17 protein-coding genes are annotated in these 16461 nt (G+C 69.1%); 2 read left to right on the top strand and 15 right to left on the bottom strand.

Features of this window, described 5'->3' with window-relative positions:
- Positions 1 to 52: 52 nt before the first annotated feature.
- Together ABT304_RS20335 and ABT304_RS20330 are read right to left on the bottom strand one after the other, a co-directional pair.
- Positions 53 to 1291 carry an RNA polymerase sigma factor gene (locus tag ABT304_RS20335; protein WP_350717912.1) on the bottom strand — a complete coding sequence of 413 codons (1239 nt, stop codon included), beginning with the start codon at positions 1289 to 1291 and terminating at the stop codon, positions 53 to 55.
- Positions 1292 to 1298: 7 nt separating this feature from the next.
- On the bottom strand, positions 1299 to 1673 hold the full coding sequence (locus tag ABT304_RS20330; RefSeq protein ID WP_350717910.1) for a YciI family protein: 375 nt from the start codon (positions 1671 to 1673) through the stop codon (positions 1299 to 1301).
- A gap of 120 nt (positions 1674 to 1793) precedes the next feature.
- On the opposite strand from ABT304_RS20330, the gene ABT304_RS20325 reads away from it, so the two are divergent.
- Positions 1794 to 3146: an MFS transporter gene (locus tag ABT304_RS20325; protein WP_350717909.1), complete on the top strand. Its 1353-nt coding sequence runs from the start codon at positions 1794 to 1796 to the stop codon at positions 3144 to 3146.
- On the opposite strand, the gene ABT304_RS20320 is transcribed toward ABT304_RS20325, so the two are convergent.
- From ABT304_RS20320 to ABT304_RS20290, 7 genes are all read right to left on the bottom strand, one after another.
- Positions 3075 to 3956, bottom strand: a complete 882-nt coding sequence (locus ABT304_RS20320; RefSeq protein WP_350717907.1) for an alpha/beta fold hydrolase — start codon at positions 3954 to 3956, stop codon at positions 3075 to 3077. The genes ABT304_RS20325 and ABT304_RS20320 overlap by 72 nt on opposite strands.
- A gap of 183 nt (positions 3957 to 4139) precedes the next feature.
- Positions 4140 to 5243 (bottom strand): glycosyltransferase family 2 protein, encoded by a 1104-nt coding sequence (locus ABT304_RS20315; RefSeq protein ID WP_350717974.1) that lies wholly within the window; start codon positions 5241 to 5243, stop codon positions 4140 to 4142.
- Between the two features lie 20 nt (positions 5244 to 5263).
- On the bottom strand, positions 5264 to 6622 hold the full coding sequence (locus ABT304_RS20310; RefSeq protein WP_350717905.1) for a purple acid phosphatase family protein: 1359 nt from the start codon (positions 6620 to 6622) through the stop codon (positions 5264 to 5266).
- 107 nt (positions 6623 to 6729) lie between these two features.
- Positions 6730 to 7635, bottom strand: coding sequence for a pseudouridine-5'-phosphate glycosidase (locus ABT304_RS20305; RefSeq protein WP_350717903.1), 906 nt, complete (start codon positions 7633 to 7635; stop codon positions 6730 to 6732).
- The gene (locus ABT304_RS20300) at positions 7632 to 8570 is read right to left on the bottom strand and encodes a carbohydrate kinase family protein (RefSeq protein ID WP_350717902.1); all 939 of its coding nucleotides are present in this window, start codon (positions 8568 to 8570) and stop codon (positions 7632 to 7634) included. Before ABT304_RS20300 ends, ABT304_RS20305 begins: the two co-directional genes overlap by 4 nt.
- Positions 8571 to 8664: 94 nt before the next feature.
- Entirely contained in the window at positions 8665 to 9933 is a 1269-nt protein-coding gene (locus ABT304_RS20295) for an alpha-hydroxy-acid oxidizing protein (RefSeq protein WP_350717900.1), read from the bottom strand.
- Positions 9934 to 9984: 51 nt separating this feature from the next.
- Positions 9985 to 10629: a TetR/AcrR family transcriptional regulator gene (locus ABT304_RS20290; RefSeq protein WP_350717899.1), complete on the bottom strand. Its 645-nt coding sequence runs from the start codon at positions 10627 to 10629 to the stop codon at positions 9985 to 9987.
- A gap of 72 nt (positions 10630 to 10701) precedes the next feature.
- Between ABT304_RS20290 and ABT304_RS20285 the strand changes: the two genes are divergently transcribed.
- Complete coding sequence (locus ABT304_RS20285; RefSeq protein ID WP_350717898.1) at positions 10702 to 11604, top strand: sterol desaturase family protein; 903 nt, start codon at positions 10702 to 10704, stop codon at positions 11602 to 11604.
- Here the strand turns inward: ABT304_RS20285 and ABT304_RS20280 are convergent.
- From ABT304_RS20280 to ABT304_RS20255, 6 genes are read right to left on the bottom strand one after another with little or no spacing between them, the layout of a single operon-like run.
- Positions 11567 to 12181 (bottom strand): hypothetical protein, encoded by a 615-nt coding sequence (locus tag ABT304_RS20280; protein WP_160025927.1) that lies wholly within the window; start codon positions 12179 to 12181, stop codon positions 11567 to 11569. The two genes, ABT304_RS20285 and ABT304_RS20280, sit on opposite strands and share 38 nt — an antisense overlap.
- Positions 12178 to 12978 carry an HAD family hydrolase gene (locus tag ABT304_RS20275; RefSeq protein ID WP_350717897.1) on the bottom strand — a complete coding sequence of 267 codons (801 nt, stop codon included), beginning with the start codon at positions 12976 to 12978 and terminating at the stop codon, positions 12178 to 12180. Before ABT304_RS20275 ends, ABT304_RS20280 begins: the two co-directional genes overlap by 4 nt.
- On the bottom strand, positions 12975 to 13487 hold the full coding sequence (locus ABT304_RS20270) for a GNAT family N-acetyltransferase (protein ID WP_350717896.1): 513 nt from the start codon (positions 13485 to 13487) through the stop codon (positions 12975 to 12977). Before ABT304_RS20270 ends, ABT304_RS20275 begins: the two co-directional genes overlap by 4 nt.
- 28 nt (positions 13488 to 13515) lie before the next feature.
- Positions 13516 to 14373 (bottom strand): HAD family hydrolase, encoded by an 858-nt coding sequence (locus ABT304_RS20265; RefSeq protein ID WP_350717894.1) that lies wholly within the window; start codon positions 14371 to 14373, stop codon positions 13516 to 13518.
- Positions 14370 to 15641, bottom strand: coding sequence for a serine--tRNA ligase (serS, locus tag ABT304_RS20260; RefSeq protein ID WP_160025931.1), 1272 nt, complete (start codon positions 15639 to 15641; stop codon positions 14370 to 14372). The genes ABT304_RS20265 and serS overlap by 4 nt, the downstream gene beginning before the upstream one ends.
- 52 nt (positions 15642 to 15693) lie before the next feature.
- Complete coding sequence (locus tag ABT304_RS20255; RefSeq protein ID WP_350717892.1) at positions 15694 to 16386, bottom strand: peptidoglycan-binding domain-containing protein; 693 nt, start codon at positions 16384 to 16386, stop codon at positions 15694 to 15696.
- Positions 16387 to 16461: the final 75 nt, after the last annotated feature.

Here is a 16461-nt window from a genome sequence, read left to right as displayed (position 1 = left end):
ACTCCTGCTACGAACACACCTGCCTCGATCCGACAGCCCGGGCGAAATTTCGTCAAGAACGTCCGAGCTGGTCCCTGCGCCTGGTCAGCAGCGCGACCTCGGCGGCGTTCTCGGCGAGCTCGATGGCCCTGTCGTACGCCGCACGGGACTCGCCGCTGCGGCCGAGGCGGCGCAGCAGATCGGCCCGGGTGGCATGGAAGGCGTGGTAGCCGTCCAGGCCGAGCCGGTCGATCTCGGCCAGCGCGACCTCGGGGCCGTCCAGCTCGGCGACGGCGATCGCCCGGTTGAGGCGAACGATCGGCGAGGCGTCGACCCGGATCATCTGGTCGTAGAGCGCGACGATCTGGGACCAGTCGGTGTCGCGGGCGTCGCGCACCGAGGTGTGGACCGCGTTGATGGCGGCCAGGATCTGGTAGCGCCCGGGCCGCGGGCCACCGTTGGCGACGACCTCGAGCCGCTCGCGCACCAGCGCATGGCCCTCGGCGATCAGCGCGAGATCCCACGAGCCGCGATCCTGCTCGTCGAGCCGGACCAGCTCGCCGGTCGCCGAGATCCGTGCCGTACGCCGCGCCTCGATCAGCAGCATCAGGGCCAGCAGGCCGGCGACCTCGCCGTCGTCGGGGAGCAGGGCGCGGACCAGCCGGGTCAGCCGGATGGCCTCGCGGGTCAGGTCGCCGCGTACGGGATTCTCGTGGTCGCCGGAGGAGAGGTAGCCCTCGTTGAAGACCAGGAAGAGGACGGCCAGGACGCCCGAGACACGCTCGGGGAGGTCGGCCGCCTCGGGGACCCGGTAAGGGATGTGGGCGGCCTTGATCTTGGTCTTCGCGCGGGTGATCCGCTGGCCCATCGTGGTCTCCTGGACCAGGAAGGCGTTCGCGATCTCGGGCACGGTCAGGCCGCCGACCATACGCAGCGTCAGCGCGATCCGCGCCTCGGGCGCGAGCGCGGGGTGGCAGCAGGTGAACAGCAGCCGGAGCCGGTCGTCCTCGATGGCGCCGAGAGGCTCGTGCGGGGTGTCATCGTGCATCGCGACGGCCTCCTTCTGCTTGTCGTCACGCTTGGACTCGCGGCGGATCCGGTCGATCGCGCGGCGGTTGGCGGTGGTGGTGAGCCAGGCGCCCGGGTTGGGGGGTACGCCATCGAGCGGCCAGCGCTCGACTGCGACCGTGAACGCCTCGGCCGCGGCCTCCTCGGCGATGTCGAGGTCGCCGAAGCGCTTGGCGAGGCTGGCGACCACCCGCGCCCATTCCTCCTGGTGGGCCCGGGTGATCGCCGCGTCGATATCCGTCAACAGCGGTTCACGCCTCGGGGCCGGTCTGCATCGGGCGCACCTCGACCTTGCCCAGGCAGGCCGCGGAGGCCTCGGCAGCAAGCTTGAGCGCCACATCGAGGTCGGGGACATCGATGATCCAGAAGCCGGCCATGTACTCCTTGGCCTCTGCGTAGGGACCGTCGGTGATGACCGGCTTGTCACCCATGCCGTCGACGACGGTCGCAGTCTTGGCGGCATCGAGGCCGTCGGCGAAGACGAAGTAGCCCTGCTCCTGGAGCTTGTCGTTGAACTTCCCGGTCGCTTCGAACGAGGCCATCATCTCCTCCTGCGAGGCGTAGCCGTAGTTCTCCTTCTCGTAGTCCGAGTCGGGACCCCAGACGGACATCAGGTACTTGGCCATGGTGCTCACTCCTTCGTGTCGGACGGCCTCGGTGACCGCCTCTCACCCTTGCTACGAACGTCTACATCGGTATCCGACACCTGACATCAGAATTTCTCCAGGTAAATTCATTCGCTTAGCATGAGTAACCATGTTGAAGGCCCCGCAGCGGTGAGCATCACCGACAAGCTCAGGGGTGCCGTCGCGGACACCCGCCCCCTGCAGGAGCCGCACTTCCGGCGACTGTGGATCGCCGGGATCATCACCATGGTCGGCGCCCAGCTGACCGTCGTCGCCGTGCCGGCCCAGATCTACGCGGACACCGGCTCGTCGGCGTACGTCGGGCTGACGGGTGTCTTCGGACTGGTCCCGCTGATCGTCTTCGGCCTCTACGGCGGCGCGCTCGCGGACCATTTCGACCGGCGTACGATCCTGATGGTCTCGACCGCCGGGCTGATCGTCACCAGCGCGCTCTTCTGGCTCCAGTCGGCGCTCGGCAACACCAACGTGTGGGTGCTGCTGTGCCTCTTCTCGGTGCAGCAGGCCTTCTTCGCGGTCAACTCTCCGACCCGCAACTCGCTGCTGCCGAAGATCCTGCCCGCGCACCTGCTCCCGGCCGCCAACTCGCTGAGCATGACGGTCTTCCAGGCGGGCGCGATCGCGGGGCCGCTGATCGCCGGCGTGATGCTGCCGTTCACCGGGTTCACCTGGCTGTACGCCATCGACACCGTCACCCTCTTCGCCACCCTCTACGCGGTCGTGCTGCTGCCGAGGATCCCGGTCGAGGGCGCGGGCTCGAAGGTGCCCGGGCTGCGTTCGGTGTGGGACGGGTTCGCCTATCTGCGGCATCAGCCGGTGCTGATGATGAGCTTCGTCGTCGACCTGATCGCGATGGTCTTCGCGATGCCGCGGGCGCTGTTCCCGCAGATCGCCCACGAGTCCTTCGGCGGCCCATCGGAGGGCGGGATCGCGTTCGCGCTGCTCTTCGCGGCCATCCCGGCCGGCGCGGTGATCGGTGGGATCTTCTCCGGTTGGGTCTCGCGGATCGAGGCCCAGGGGCGCGTGGTCATCTGGTGCATCGCCGTGTGGGCCCTCGGGATCACCCTGTTCGGGCTCACCGTCGGGTTCGCGGATCTCGCCGTGGACAAGCGCACCACGATGCTGATGCTGGGGCTCGCCGTGTTCTTCATGATGGTCGCCGGCGCCGCCGACGTGGCCTCCGCGGCGATCCGGATGTCGATCCTGCAGTCGGCGGCCGACGACAACGTACGCGGCCGGTTGCAGGGGGTCTTCACGGTCGTCGTCGCGGGTGGCCCGCGGGTCGCCGACGTCCTGCACGGGGGCGCGGCGGCCGTGGTCGGCACCGCGATCGCGACCACCGGAGGTGGCCTGCTCAACCTGCTCGGGATCGCGCTGTGTGCGCTACTCGTCCCGAGCTTCCTCGCGTACCGGGTCAACCGGGCCGCGACCACCGAGCACGAACTCTCGAAGTAGCCCGGCGAGCAGCTCGGGCTGGTCGATCGGCACCAGCGTGGAGGAGTCCTTGACGATCTCCAGCCGCGCGTCGGGATAGTGAGCGGCCAGGCGCGGACCGTGCTCGGCGGGCATCATCGTGTCCTGATCGGCCCAGACGACGAGCACCGGCTTGGTGAACTTCTGCTGGCCCTCGGCCAGCTCGAGCAGCTTGTCACGACCAGGAGCGCCGCCGGCGAACTTGATGAAGTCGCGGCGGATGGCCCGGTCGGTCAGCGCCGGCGCGAACCAGCCGTGAACGAGGTCGTCGTAGAGGTGGTAGCTCTTGTCGACCGACATCCCGCCGTAGCCCCCGCGCGCCTGCCGGAAGCTCTCCATGCGGAGCAGCTGCAGCGCGGCGGTGAACAGCGGCGGCACCTTCGAGAGCACCGCCAGCGGCCTGGCGGCCTTGGGCGGGTAGTTGTCGAAGGCCTCGCACGCCACCAGCGCCATCCGCGCGATGCGGTCGGTGCGGTCGGCGTTGATGAGGAACTGGCCGCCGCCCCAGTCGTTGAGGACCAGGGTGACGTCGTGGAGGTCGAGCGCGTCGAGGAAGTCACCGAGGATGTTCGCCACACCCTGCTGGCTGAGGTCCGCGTCGGGCCGCATCGGCCGCCGGTGACCACCCAGCGGCAGCGTCGGCCGGATCACCCGGAAGCCACCGAGGTAGGGCAGCGCACGGCGCCACAGACGGCCGTCCATCGGCACTCCGTGGAGGAGTACGAGGACGGGGCCATCACCGCCGGTATCCTCGAAATCGATCGGACCGGCCGACAGCTCGACGCTGGGCATTCAGGGGGCTCCTCGAAGCAATGACGTAGGGGTCCCCACACCCTGCCCCCCGGGGAACACGCGTGCAACGGGAATCGCTCAATTGCCTACGCATCTGGGTATATCGCAGGTCTTAGGTCCCTGAGCCACTAGGGCCGAGTTATACACCCCAGGGCTTCCATAGGGGCCCGGGATCCCGAGCGGTCAGAGCCCGACGGGCAGGTCTTCCGCGGCGGCGAACGCCTCGATGCCCCTGGCCGGGCCACGCTCGTCGATCGTCCCGATGAGCGCGGCGAGGTCGTCGCGGCGGTCCTGCGAGACCAGCCAGGCCATCAGGCGCTGGCCACGCGGGACGGTGGTCTCCTCGAAAGGGACGCCGGCGTCGTACCAGAACTCGAGGACGGCGCCGCGCAGCAGCGACCAGTAGCGGTCGGGGTCCTCTGTGGTGGGGTTGACGGCCGCACGGAAGTGCTCCCACATGTCGATCGGCAGGATCTCGGTGCGCAGTGTGCGCATCAGCTTCGCCGAGCCCGAGCCGGCCACCAGCTCGACGGTCTGGCGCTTGGTGGTGATCCGCTCGAGCAGGTTGGCGATCTGGGCGCGCTTCTGGGTCGCGGAGGACAAGTCGGAGCGGACCCGCCAGTCGTAGACCACGTCGGTGAGGATGTCGAAGCTCCTGGCGGCCAGGAATGCCTGGGTCAGGGCCACCTGGTCCTGATAGCGGGTGCGCTCGGGGAAGGTGATCTCGTTGTCGGTCCAGAAGGAGCGCCGGAAGATCTTGTTCCACACGAACACGTCCGCGAGCATCAGCGGGGCGTCCTCGATCCGGCATCTGAGGCGTGTCCGGGTGTGGTTGCGGCGCATCAGCGGGGTGACGTACCTCCGCTCCTCGCCGTTCACGAGGGTGACGCGCTCGGCCGAGCCGACGGCGAAGTCGGAGCCCGTACGCCGCAGCGTCTTCACCATCGTGCTCCAGGCGTCGCGGGGCAGGATGTCGTCGGGGTCGACGAAGGTGAGCAGGTCACCGCTGGTGGCCTCGATCCCGGTGTGACGCGCGATCGAGACACCGGAGTTGGGCTGGGAGATCAGGGTGACTCGAGAGTCGTTCGCGGCGATGCCCTTGACGATCTCGGCCGATCCGTCGGTGGAGCCGTCGTCGACGACGATCACCTCGATGGCACAGACCTCACGCAACGGCTGATGAAGGATGCTGTCGAGGCTGTCGGCGACGTAGTCGGCCACGTTGTAGACAGGCACGACGACGCTGAGCAACCTCGGCTTCCTCCTTCTGATTCCCCCCACGCGCATCAACTCTAATTGGGTGCGCATCAGCGCGTCCTAGCGATGGTGAGCGTGTCGACCTCGGAGCCGTCGGTGGCGATGACCTCGAGGTCCAGCCTCGCGGTCCCGTGGGCGTCCCGCGGGTGGGCATCGAAGAACGCGACCGAGTGGGTCGCGTCGCCGACGGCGCGGTAGGTCGTGGGCTCGGGGATCCTCAGGCCGTTCTTGCCCGTGTAGTAGGAGAGCACCGGGAGAACATCGGGATAGGTCGAGCCGCCACCGCCGCCGGCGGTGATGTAGATGGTCCCCTCATTCGTGCTGACCGTGGCGCCGCGCGGCGCCTCCCGGACCGGCTTGCCGTCGCGCATCAGGTGGGTGCGCTCGTAGCAGTGGTTGTGGCCGTTGATCACGACGTCGACCTGGTGGCGGTCGAAGAGCGCCTCCCAGCGGTCGCGGATGCCGCCGTCCGAGGCGTGCGCGATGTTGGTGCAGTAGGCGCACTGGTGGAAGCCGACCAGGATGAAGTCGATGTCGTTGCGGGCCCGGAACGTGGCCAGCCGCTCCTCGAGCCAGCTGTCCAGCGTCTCGCCGAGGTAGCCCGCGTTCCGCGTGTACTCGTACGTCGCGTCGTTGCCGTCGAGGGCGATGAAGGCGACGTTGCCGCGGACGAAGGAGTAGGTCTCCTGTCCGCCGCCGGCGCCGTTGCCGGGGTGACGGAAGCGAGCGCGGTGGCCGTCGTAGCCGAGCTCGCCGTTGCCGTTCTCCATCTCGTGGTTGCCGACGACGGTCATCCACGGGATCGCGTTGGCGCTGGGCTGGATCTGGGTCAGGAACTCGTCCCAGACACCGAAGTCCTGCTGCCGCTCCCCGCTCTTGCCCTGGCCGCCGGTGTCCGCATAGGCGATGTCACCGACGACGAACGCGAACTCGGCGCCCTGCTGACGGATCAGGCTCACGTTGCGCGCGGCGTCCTCGGCGACGCCCATGTCGCCGAAGGCGGCGAAGCGGAAGGACCCCGTGGTCTTCGGGGCGGTGGTGAACGAGCCCCTGGTCGCGGTGCCCCCGTCGTGGCTGAGCCGGTAGTAGTAGCGCGTGCCCGGTCGCAGGTCGCTGAGGTCGACGTGGTGGTAGACGCTGTCGACCCGGATCGAGGAGAGCGACTCAGGTCGGAGGGTGAGTCCGTAGTCGGGCGTCACACCCAGGTCGAGGCGCGGCGCCTGCACCGACCCGGCGGTCGACCAGGAGACGTTCATCTGCTTGACCGGGTCGGCACCGTACGACAGATGTACGCCGGTGGCCGGAGCGGCCGACCTGGCCGCCTGCGTCCATAGCATCGGGCCGGCGACGACACCGGCTCCACCGATCAGGCCGGCCTTGAGGAAGCTGCGCCTCGAAGGGGCCGTCATCGTCGGGCCAATGTGGGGGCTATCGGTCACGGGAGGATCAACGCATAGGTAGACGAGACGTTAGGCCACGTGCGGTGTCGCCGGGGTGAACGAGTGGTGATCGTTCGTCATGCGGCGGCGTACGATGCGGCCATTTGCGCACCGAAGGCGGCGTTGTCGCGCACCAGCGCGATGTTGGTCGCCAGCGAGTCGCCGCCGGTGAGCTCGACGATCCTGGCGAGCAGGAACGGGGTGATCTCCTTGCCTCGGATGTCGCGGGCCTCGGCGTCGGCGAGGGCATGGTCGATGTGCTTCCCGATCACCTCGGCGGGGATCTCGTCGGCGGCCGGGACCGGGTTGGCGACGACCAGGCCGCTGGGCAGGCCGAGCTCCCAGGTGGCCTTCATGATCGCCGCGGCCTGGTCGGGGCCGTCGATGCGCAGCGGCGCCGCGAACCCGGAGCTGCGGGAGTAGAAGGCCGGGAACTCGTCGCTCCCGTTGACCAGGACCGGCACGCCGTAGGTCTCCAGAGTCTCCAGGGTCAGCCCGATGTCGAGGATCGACTTCACGCCGGCGCTCACCACCGCGACCTGGGTGCGGGCGAGCTCGGTCAGGTCGGCGGAGATGTCGAAGGACGTCGCCGCACCCCGGTGTACGCCTCCGAGCCCACCGGTCACGAACGTCCTGATCCCGACCATGGCCGCCAGGCGCATGGTGGCCGCGACCGTGGTCGCGCCGTGGAGACCGCGGGCGACGACGTAGGGAAGGTCGCGGACGCTGACCTTGGTGACATCCGGGTCGGAAGCGAGGAGCTCGAGGTCGTCGGGCGACAGACCGGCACGAGGGATGCCGTCGAGCAGCGCGATCGTGGCCGGGACGGCGCCGTTGTCGCGCACGATCTGCTCGACCTCGGTGGCCATCTTGACGTTGTCGGGATAGGGCATGCCGTGGCTGATGATCGTCGACTCCAGCGCGACGACCGGGCGGCCCTCGGCGAGCGCGACCCCGACCTCTTCGGTGAGCCGGACCTTCACACCAGCTCCCGGACGAGGCTCTCGCTGAGGTCCATCCGGACGGTGTCGTGGGTGCCGCAGGTCAGCGCTGCCGCGGCGTGCCCGAAGCGGGCCGCCGCGACCAGGTCGACGTCGCGAAGGAGCTCGTGCGTGAACGCGGCGAGCATCGCGTCGCCCGCGCCGGTGACGTCGACGACCTCGGCCGGCACAGCGGGAAGCTCCTCGTAGACGTCGTTGTAGCTGATCACCGAGCCGCGGGCGCCGAGGCGCACCCAGACGACGCCGACACCGCGGTCGTGCAGCGAGTGAATGGCCTTCTCGATCTCCGCGTCCGTGCCGGCCGGCAGGTCGGTCAGGGCGGCCAGCTCTGCCTGGTTGGGCGTGACCAGATAGAGCTCGCGATCGGCCCGGATCAGGTCACGCGCCCGCCTCGCCTTCGGCACCGAGACCGGGTCGAACACGACGGGCACGTCGAAGTCGCGGGCCAGGTCGATCGCCACCTCAGCGGTGCGGACCGGGATGTTGCCCTCGACGAGCACACCGCGAGCGTTCTTGATGAGGTCGCGAGCCGCCTCCACGACCAGCGGGGAGAACTCATCGGTCGCGGCCATGTCGGCCACCGCGACCACCAGCTCACCGGAGGAGTCGAGCACGGCGTTGTAGGTGCCGGTGCGTACGTCCGCCCGGCGGCGGACGTAGGTGCAGTCGACGCCGACGTCCTCGGTGTAGCTGATCACCTCGTCGCCGATCGGGTCGTCGCCGACGACCGAGACCAACGCGACCGAGTCACCCAGCCGGGCGAGGTTCTCCGCGACGTTGCGGCCCACCCCACCAGGCGAGAGGCCGGCGGATCCGGACATGCTCGAACCCATCACCACCTGCTCGTGCGCCCGAGCGTGGAGATCCATGTTGGAGCCGCCGATCACGACGATGTCTGGCGGAGATTGCGGGTTCATCACTTGCATCGTAAGTGGGGTGCTCAGATCGCGCCCCCTCATAAACCACGAACTTGGCGTGGCCCAGGAGTGTCGCTGCTCTCACCCGCTGCACTCAGCCGAGGAGCTCGCGGCCGATCTCGTCGACCGAGCGGCAGCCGACGAGGCCGAGGGAGAGGTCGAGCTCGGCGATCATGTGCTCGATGACGGCCTGGACACCGGCGGCGCCGGCAAGGGCGAGGCCGTAGACGTAGGGGCGGTCGAGGAGGACCGCGTCGGCACCCAGGGCGAGCGCCTTGAGGATGTCGGCGCCGGAGCGGATGCCGGAGTCGAAGAGGACCGGGATCCGGCCGTCGACCTCGTCGACGATGCTCGGCAGGGCGTCGATGGAGGCGATGGCGCCGTCGACCTGGCGGCCGCCGTGGTTGGAGACGATGATCCCGTCGACGCCGTGCTCGAGCGCGCGGCGGGCGTCCTCGGGCGCCTGGAGCCCCTTCAGCACGATCGGCAGATCGGTCATCTCCCGGAGCCGGTCGAGGTCGTCCCAGATCAGGTCGGAGCGGGAGAAGACGTCGAGGAAGGTCTCGACCGCGGCCCGGGCGTGACCGGAGCGAAGGTTGTCGACGAGCTTGCCGGGATGGTGCTGGGCCATCGAGGCGACCGCGGTGAGGGCCGAGGGGATCTCCCGGAGCCCCGGTCGCACGCTCGTCCCGCTCCCGTCCGCGAGCCGGGCCTCGACGAGGGCGCGGAAGGCCGGGTCGGAGGTGTACTGAGCGATGCCCAGCCCTCGAGCGAAGGGCAGGTAGCCCAGGTCGAGATCACGCGTACGCCACCCGAGCATGTGGGTGTCGAGCGTGACGACCAGCGCGTCGGAGCCGATGGCCTCGGCGCGGCGTACGAAGGACTCGACGATCGTCTCGTCCTTCGACCAGTAGAGCTGGTAGAGCCGTGGCGTGTCGCCCAGGTCCTGGGCGACCTCCTCCATCGGGACGGAGGCCTGGGTGGAGATCACCATCGGGATGCCCGTCGCGCGGGCCGCCGCGGCGACCTCGTGCTCGGCCCGGGGGTGGGCGAGCTCCAGCACGCCGACCGGGCCGAGCATCAGCGGCGCCGGCATGTCCACCCCGAACAGGGTGGTGCGCAGGTCGCGGCTCTCGACGTTGGTGAGCATGCGCGGCACCAGCCGGAAGTGGTCGAAGGCGGCGGTGTTGGCGGCGACGGTGCGCTGCTGGCCGGCTCCGCCGTCGACGTACGCCCAGGCCTCCTTGCTCATCGCCCGCTGGGCAGCCTCGGCGAGCACCGAGGGCTCGGTCGGCACCACGGGGCGGTGGCCGAACAGGCCCTTGCGGAAGATCGCGGACTGGAGGTCTCTGCCGATGCTCACGCCGCGTAGGTTACTGGGTTCTGCCGGTCACCGGCCGGGATGTACGCCGACTCAGCCGGCGCTGAGCTCGGCCGCGAGGTGAGGCGGCATCGCGGCGCCGGAGAGCGCGGTGATCAGCCGGTGACAGCGATCCGTCATCTCCCCGGGCGTGACCCCGGGATGGTCGAGCCACCAGGTGATCAGCGCGTCGACCGCACTCATCCAGACCGCGGTCAGCGCCGAGGCGTCGAGGGGGTCGTCATCGCCCACGAGCCGCATCAGCTCGCCGACACCCTCGACGGCGAGTCGGGTGATCCGGTCGGTGTAGACGGCGCGAGCAGCCGCCACCTCACCATCGTCGGGAGCCGACGGATCGAAGAGGAGCCGCCACACCCACGGCTGTGGCTCGAGTGTGCGGAAGAGGCCGTCGAGCGTGCGGAGACCACGCTCGAGGCCGACGGAGTCGTCGGCGGCGACCCGCTCCATCTCGGCGGCGAGCGTCTCCGCGCCGTAGTTGAAGCTGGCCAGGAAGAGGCCCTCCTTGGAGCCGAAGTACTGGTAGACCAGCGGTTTCGAGATGCCGGCGTCGGCGGCGATCGCCGCGACCGATGCCTTGGCGAACCCGACGGTGCCGAAGGCCTGGCAGGCGGCCCGCACGATCTGCAGCTCGCGGTCGGCGCGCGGGACGCCTTTGGTTCCAGCGTTGGCCCGTGACATGTCCAAGAGTCTAGCGGTGGCATATGACCTTGAGGTAACTTACTCCAAGGTCATATCCCTGGGAGGTCCCCCATGAACGACATGCTCGACCCGTTGAAGAACCCCTTGACGTACGCGATCCCGTTCTTCGTGATCTCGATCCTCATCGAGCTGGCAGCGCTGAAATGGCTCGACCACGACGACAACCTGGCCGGCTACGTCTTCAAGGACGCGCGCACCTCGATCCTGATGGGCCTCGGCTCGATCGTGTCGATGACCGTGTTCAAGGTGCTGACCTTCGCGGTCTACGCGGCGATCTTCGCCTACGCGTCGCTGTGGCAGATCCCGGAGACGTGGTGGGGCCTGGCGATCTCGGTCGTGGTCGTCGATCTCGCCTACTACTGGAACCACCGGTTCGTGCACCGGACCAGGGTCGGCTGGGCGGCCCACCAGGCGCACCACTCGAGCGAGTACATGACGTTCGCGACCGCGCTGCGACAGAAGTGGAACCCGTGGTTCGAGTTCTTCTTCTTCCTGCCGCTGCCGTTCCTCGGCATCTCACCGGCGGCGATCTACATCGCCTTCTCGATCAACCTGATCTACCAGTTTTTCGTGCACACCGAGACGATCGGCAGGCTCTGGCGCCCGATCGAGCTCGTCTTCAACACGCCCTCGCACCACCGAGTCCACCACGGCTCCGACCCGGAGTACCTGGACAAGAACTACGCCGGCATCCTGATCGTCTGGGACCGCCTCTTCGGCACCTTCCAGCCCGAGCGGCAGCGCCCGACGTACGGCCTGACCTACAAGGTCGACACCTACAACCTGCTCCGACTGGAGTACGGCGCCTTCCGTGAGCTCTGGAACGACGTACGCACCGCCGACGGCTGGCGGCTCAAGCTGAGCTACGCCTTCCGGCCCCCGGGGTGGGCTCCGGAGGCTGAGCCCACGAGCCCGGCTACGCGGCCTTCCGCCGTCCGAGAATCATCACGATGATCAGGCCGAGCAGGCCGACGACGACGAGTACGACGCCCGGGGCGGCGACCTCGACGAGCTTCTGGCCCTCGGGAGAAGCTGGCTCGCTGAAGCTCACCTGCTGAGGCTCGGGGGCGATCACCTCGGGGAACTCCTTGGCGATCTCGGCCTGGAGCTTGTCGGTGTATTCCTCGACGCGCGGGGCGCTGCCGGCGGCGAGGATCGTGTCGCCCTTCTTCTGCGCGAAGAAGTAGTAGTCCTCGTTGGCGGTCAGCGACTTCTTCTGGCACACGCCGGGGTTGAGCGCGACCTCGAGGCTGCTGCCGCTGGTGACGCCCTTGAGCGCCTTGACGACGGTCACCGGGTAGACCACCGGGCCGCCCTTCTTGGTGGCCTTGCCGGGGCCGGTCACCCGGGCGTGGAAGACCAGCGGCTCCTTGACCGCGTCGCTGAGCTCGAAGGCCGGGCACTTCGCGGGAGCCGTGACCGGGGCTGCCGAGGCGGGTGCGGGGCTCGTCATGACCACCGCTGTCACCGCGAGAGCGAGGGCAGCGAGGAACTGGGGGACGCGGCGCATGGCGAAGATCAAACCAGTCACAGGCCGAAGACTCCAGCCAGGACCCGCGCGACACCGTCATCTTCGTGCCCGGGGGCCAGGTGCGACGCGCACGCGACCACGCTCTGATGGGCGTCTGCCATGGCGTACGAGGTCCCGGCCCAGGTCAGCATCGGCAGGTCGTTGGGCATGTCGCCGAAGGCGATCACGTCCGAGGCGGAGATGCCGAGCTCGGTGCAGACCAGCTCCAGCGTGGAGGCCTTGGTGACCCCGGGAGCGCTGATCTCGAGCAGCGGGAAGGACGAGTGGGTGACGTTGACGCGATCGCCGACGACGGCGGCCGCTGCGGCGAGCAGCTCGTCGGCGTCGTCGTGGTCGTCGCGGCGGGCGAGCAGCTTGATCAGCGGCTCGTCGGCGAGCTCCTCGATCGCCGCGATGCGCTTGGCGGGGCGGAGGGCGTCGGCGGTGTGGGTCGCGAACGCGGGCTCGCACGACCACCCCTCGAGCGACTCGGTCGCGAAGACCAGTCCGGGCACGCTCTCCTTCAGCGCAGCCGCCACCTCGGCGGTCAGGGCCGGCTCGATCAGCCGGGTCAGCCGGGGCTGATCGGCGGCGACGTCCCAGACCAGGGCCCCGTTGGAGACGATCGCCAGCCCGACGCTGCCGATGTGCTCGAAGAGCTCGCGGGTCCAGCGCAGCGGCCGTCCGGTCACGAAGATGACCGGCACGCCGATCTCCTCGAGCTTCACGAGCACGCCACGAGTGAAGTCCGAGACCGAACCGTCCGCTCTGACCAGGGTGCCGTCGAGGTCGGTGGCGACGAGCTTCGGCGTCCTCATTCTTCCATTCTGCCACCGGGGACCGGCCTGGCCATCACCAGATGCCCGTCCTCGTCGGCGCCACGCAGCTCGGTGAACCCGCACTTGGCGAGCACTCGGAGGCTGGCCGCGTTGGTGGGCTCGACAGCGGCCCGGATGCGTACGCCCTCCTCGTCGGCGCACGCCAGCAGGCCCTTGAGCGCCTCGGTCGCGAAACCCCACCCGCGTGCCTCGTCGATCAGGCCGTAGCCGACCTCGGTCTCCGGGATGCCGTCGGGGGCGGCTTCGGGCGGCCCGAAGAAGCCGATCGAGCCGAGTACGGTGCCGTTGCGCATGATGTAGCGGGAGCTCCACCGGTCACCCTCGACCCACATCGTCGCCGCGTCGCGGTCGTCCTCGCGCGGGAACTGCGGGTGCCAGCTCTGCGGCCGCCCGATCCCGCCGTCGGGATCGCGGATCGCCTCGACATCGGCGCGGGTCCACAACGGCAGCGTCAGCCGCTCGGTCACGATGGTGGTGGGAAGAGTCACGAGCGCAAAGACTCCCAGAACAGCACTCTCAGAACCAGCGGGAGAGTTCCAGCGCCGCGCCGTCGTCGGCGACGTGGGCGGTGATGGCGTCGGCCACCTCCTGGACCTCGTCGGGGGCGTTGCCCATGGCTACGCCGCGACCGGCCCATTCGAGCATCTCGACGTCGTTGCGGCCGTCGCCGATGGCGAGTACGTCGGCGGGCTCGAGGTCGAGCTGGTCGCAGACGTAGGAGAGGCCCGATGCCTTGGAGACGCCGACCGGGGTGAGGTCGAGCCAGGCGGTGTAGCCGACCACGTAGTCGATGCCGTGCAGACCGAGCTCACGGCCGAGGGCGAGGAAGTCCTCCGGGGTGGCGTCCGGGTCGCGGATGATAACCCGGGAGACCGGCTCGGCGACCATCTCGTCGATCGGAGCGATCAGATGAGCACCGTCGAGCTCGCCGTCGGGGAACGGTCGGTTGAACCGGTAGCCCAGGCCACGGTTCTCGACCGCGACCAGCACGTTCGGCCGCCGTTCCATGATCTTCTCCACCGCCGCCCGGGCGTCGAAGGTCTCCTCGTGCACCACGTCGACCGGCGGGTAGCGGAGCACCACCGCGCCGTTGGAGGCGACGATCCACAACCGCTCCGCGCCCTCGTCCGGGAGCCCGAGCAGGTCGGCGATCCCGGTCATCGAATGGGCCGAGCGCCCGGAGGAGAGCACCACGTGGGCGCCGGAGTCGTAGGCCCGGCGGACCGCGTCGCGCACCTTGTCCGAGAGAGCCTCGGAGGTCGTGCCCGTGCCCTCGATCCAGCGCAGCAGGGTGCCGTCGATGTCGAGCGCGACGAGCTTCGGCTGCCAGGCGGCCTCACCGGGCCGGGCGGTGCTGCTCTCGGTCGTGCTCACTTCTGGATCGGCTCCAGAACCTCGCGACCGAGCCACTTCTGCAGAGCCTTCGGCACCCGCACCGAGCCGTCGGCCTGCTGGTGGGTCTCCAGCACGGCGACGATGGCGCGGGTGATCGCGGTCAGCGTGCCGTTGAGGGTCGCGACCGGGGTGGTGCCGTTCTCCGTGCGCGCCCGGATGTCGAGGCGACGTGCCTGGAAGGTGGTGCAGTTGGACGCCGAGGTGAGCTCACGGTACTTCCCCTGGGTGGGGATCCACGCCTCGCAGTCGAACTTCCGCAGCGCGCTCGGACCGAGGTCGCCGGCGGCCACGTCGATGACCTGGTAGGCGAGCTCCAGCTTGTCCAGGAAGGCCTTCTCCCACTCGAGGAGACGCTGGTGCTCGGCGTACGACTCCTCGACGGTGGTGTAGACGAACATCTCCACCTTCTCGAACTGGTGGACCCGGATGATGCCCTTGGTGTCCTTGCCCGCCGAGCCCGCCTCCTTGCGGAAGCATGACGAGAAGGCGGCGTAGCGCCGCGGGAGGGTGTCGGGGTCGAGGATCTCGTCGGAGTGGTACGCCGCCATCGGCACCTCCGAGGTGCCGACCAGGTAGAGGTCGTCGTCCTCGATCTTGTAGACGCCGTCGTCGACCTGGTCGAGGAAGCCGGTGCCCTCCATCGCCTCAGGACGCACCAGCGCGGGCGCGATGACCTGGGTGAAACCGGCCTCCCGGGCCTGCTCCATCGCCAGGTTGATCAGCGCGAACTCGAGCTCGGCGCCGACACCGGTCAGGAAGTAGAAGCGGCTGCCCGAGACCTTGGCGCCTCGCTCGAGGTCGATCGCGCCGAGCATCTTGCCGAGCTCGACGTGGTCGCGCGGCTCGAAGCCCTCGGCCGCGAAGTCTCGCGGCTTGCCGACCTTCTCGATCAGGACGAAGTCGTCCTCACCGCCGGCCGGGGCGTCGTCGGCGAGGTTGGGGATGGCCTTGAGAGCCTTCTTCCACTCCTCCTCGGCCTCCGCCTGGGCCGCGTCGGCCGCCTTGACGGCGGCTGCGAGGTCCTTCACCTCGGCGAGCAGCTGCTGCTTCTCCTCGCCCTTGGCCTGAGCGACCTTCTTGCCCATCTGCTTCTGCTCGGCCCGCTTGGCCTCGAAGTCCGCGATCGCCGCGCGCCGGGCGCTGTCCGCGGACAGCGCCCGGTCCACCACGTCGGAGGACGCGCCACGGCGCTCCTGCGAGGCACGTACGCGGTCGGGGTCTTCGCGGAGGATGCGCGGGTCGATCATGCGGCAAGGCTAGTCGACCGGACCACCAGATCTCACTTCAGTAATCGGCCGGTCACCAGTAGACCGGGCTGGTCTTGCCGCACGGGCGCAGCCACGAGCGGTAGACCGTCCTGTTGGGGAAGTCGTAGGCGTAGGAGTCGTTGGTGAAGAAGGTGCCGCCGGTGTAGGTGACGTAGGCGGCCGAGGTCGGGTAGGACGTCCGGAATCCGTTGGTGTTCGAGGCCGTCGAACGCGAGCCCTTGCTGGGAATCCAATTGTTGATCACCGGGTCGGCCAGCGACCCGCTGGTGGTGATGGTGGCCTGCCTCCAGCCGGTGCTGCGCTTGTTGGTGACCGTGTAGCGGATCGACTGGCCGCCGCGGACGATGACGCAGGCGTACCAGTTCGCGGTGGCGGTCGAGGAGACGATCGTGCCGGCGCCGGACATGCCCGCCTTGATCTTCGACCACGTACGCGACCCGACGATGCCGTCCGCCGACAGCCCCTTCGCACGCTGGTAGTCCTTCACCCGCGCGGTCGTCGCGGACCCGAACGAACCGTCCGGCCTGAGCCCACCGAGCACCTTCTGGAGCAGCGTCACGCAGCTGCCGGTGTTGCCGGGACGTACGGTCTTCGGGCTGCTGATCGTGCAGCTGACCGCGGCCTCCGCAGGCGCCGTGCCCGCGTCCACGGCGACCAGTCCGCCCGTTGCCACAGCTGCTGCCGCGAGCAGGCCGCCCATGCGCAACCGCACCGATGTCTTCATCGTATGGATTCCTCTCGATTCATGTGCTCGGAACTCGAAAGGGGCAGTGTCGCCAACCGGTGCTGCCGCCCGAAC

It is taken from the genome of Nocardioides sp. NPDC000445, from assembly GCF_040300245.1.
In the GTDB taxonomy this organism is placed as follows: Bacteria; Actinomycetota; Actinomycetes; order Propionibacteriales; family Nocardioidaceae; genus Nocardioides.
This window is presented reverse-complemented; position numbering and strand designations above follow the sequence as displayed.

What these genes read in the sequence shown, in the direction of transcription:
- ABT304_RS20330 (WP_350717910.1), bottom strand. Translation starts at nt 1,673, where the DNA reads ATGGCCAAGTACCTGATGTCCGTCTGGGGTCCCGACTCGGACTACGAG.
- ABT304_RS20325 (WP_350717909.1), top strand. Translation starts at nt 1,794, where the DNA reads ATGAGTAACCATGTTGAAGGCCCCGCAGCGGTGAGCATCACCGACAAG.
- ABT304_RS20320 (WP_350717907.1), bottom strand. Translation starts at nt 3,956, where the DNA reads ATGCCCAGCGTCGAGCTGTCGGCCGGTCCGATCGATTTCGAGGATACC.
- ABT304_RS20315 (WP_350717974.1), bottom strand. Translation starts at nt 5,243, where the DNA reads ATGCGCGTGGGGGGAATCAGAAGGAGGAAGCCGAGGTTGCTCAGCGTC.
- ABT304_RS20310 (WP_350717905.1), bottom strand. Translation starts at nt 6,622, where the DNA reads ATGACGGCCCCTTCGAGGCGCAGCTTCCTCAAGGCCGGCCTGATCGGT.
- ABT304_RS20300 (WP_350717902.1), bottom strand. Translation starts at nt 8,570, where the DNA reads ATGAACCCGCAATCTCCGCCAGACATCGTCGTGATCGGCGGCTCCAAC.
- ABT304_RS20290 (WP_350717899.1), bottom strand. Translation starts at nt 10,629, where the DNA reads ATGTCACGGGCCAACGCTGGAACCAAAGGCGTCCCGCGCGCCGACCGC.
- ABT304_RS20285 (WP_350717898.1), top strand. Translation starts at nt 10,702, where the DNA reads ATGAACGACATGCTCGACCCGTTGAAGAACCCCTTGACGTACGCGATC.
- ABT304_RS20275 (WP_350717897.1), bottom strand. Translation starts at nt 12,978, where the DNA reads ATGAGGACGCCGAAGCTCGTCGCCACCGACCTCGACGGCACCCTGGTC.
- serS (WP_160025931.1), bottom strand. Translation starts at nt 15,641, where the DNA reads ATGATCGACCCGCGCATCCTCCGCGAAGACCCCGACCGCGTACGTGCC.
- ABT304_RS20255 (WP_350717892.1), bottom strand. Translation starts at nt 16,386, where the DNA reads ATGAAGACATCGGTGCGGTTGCGCATGGGCGGCCTGCTCGCGGCAGCA.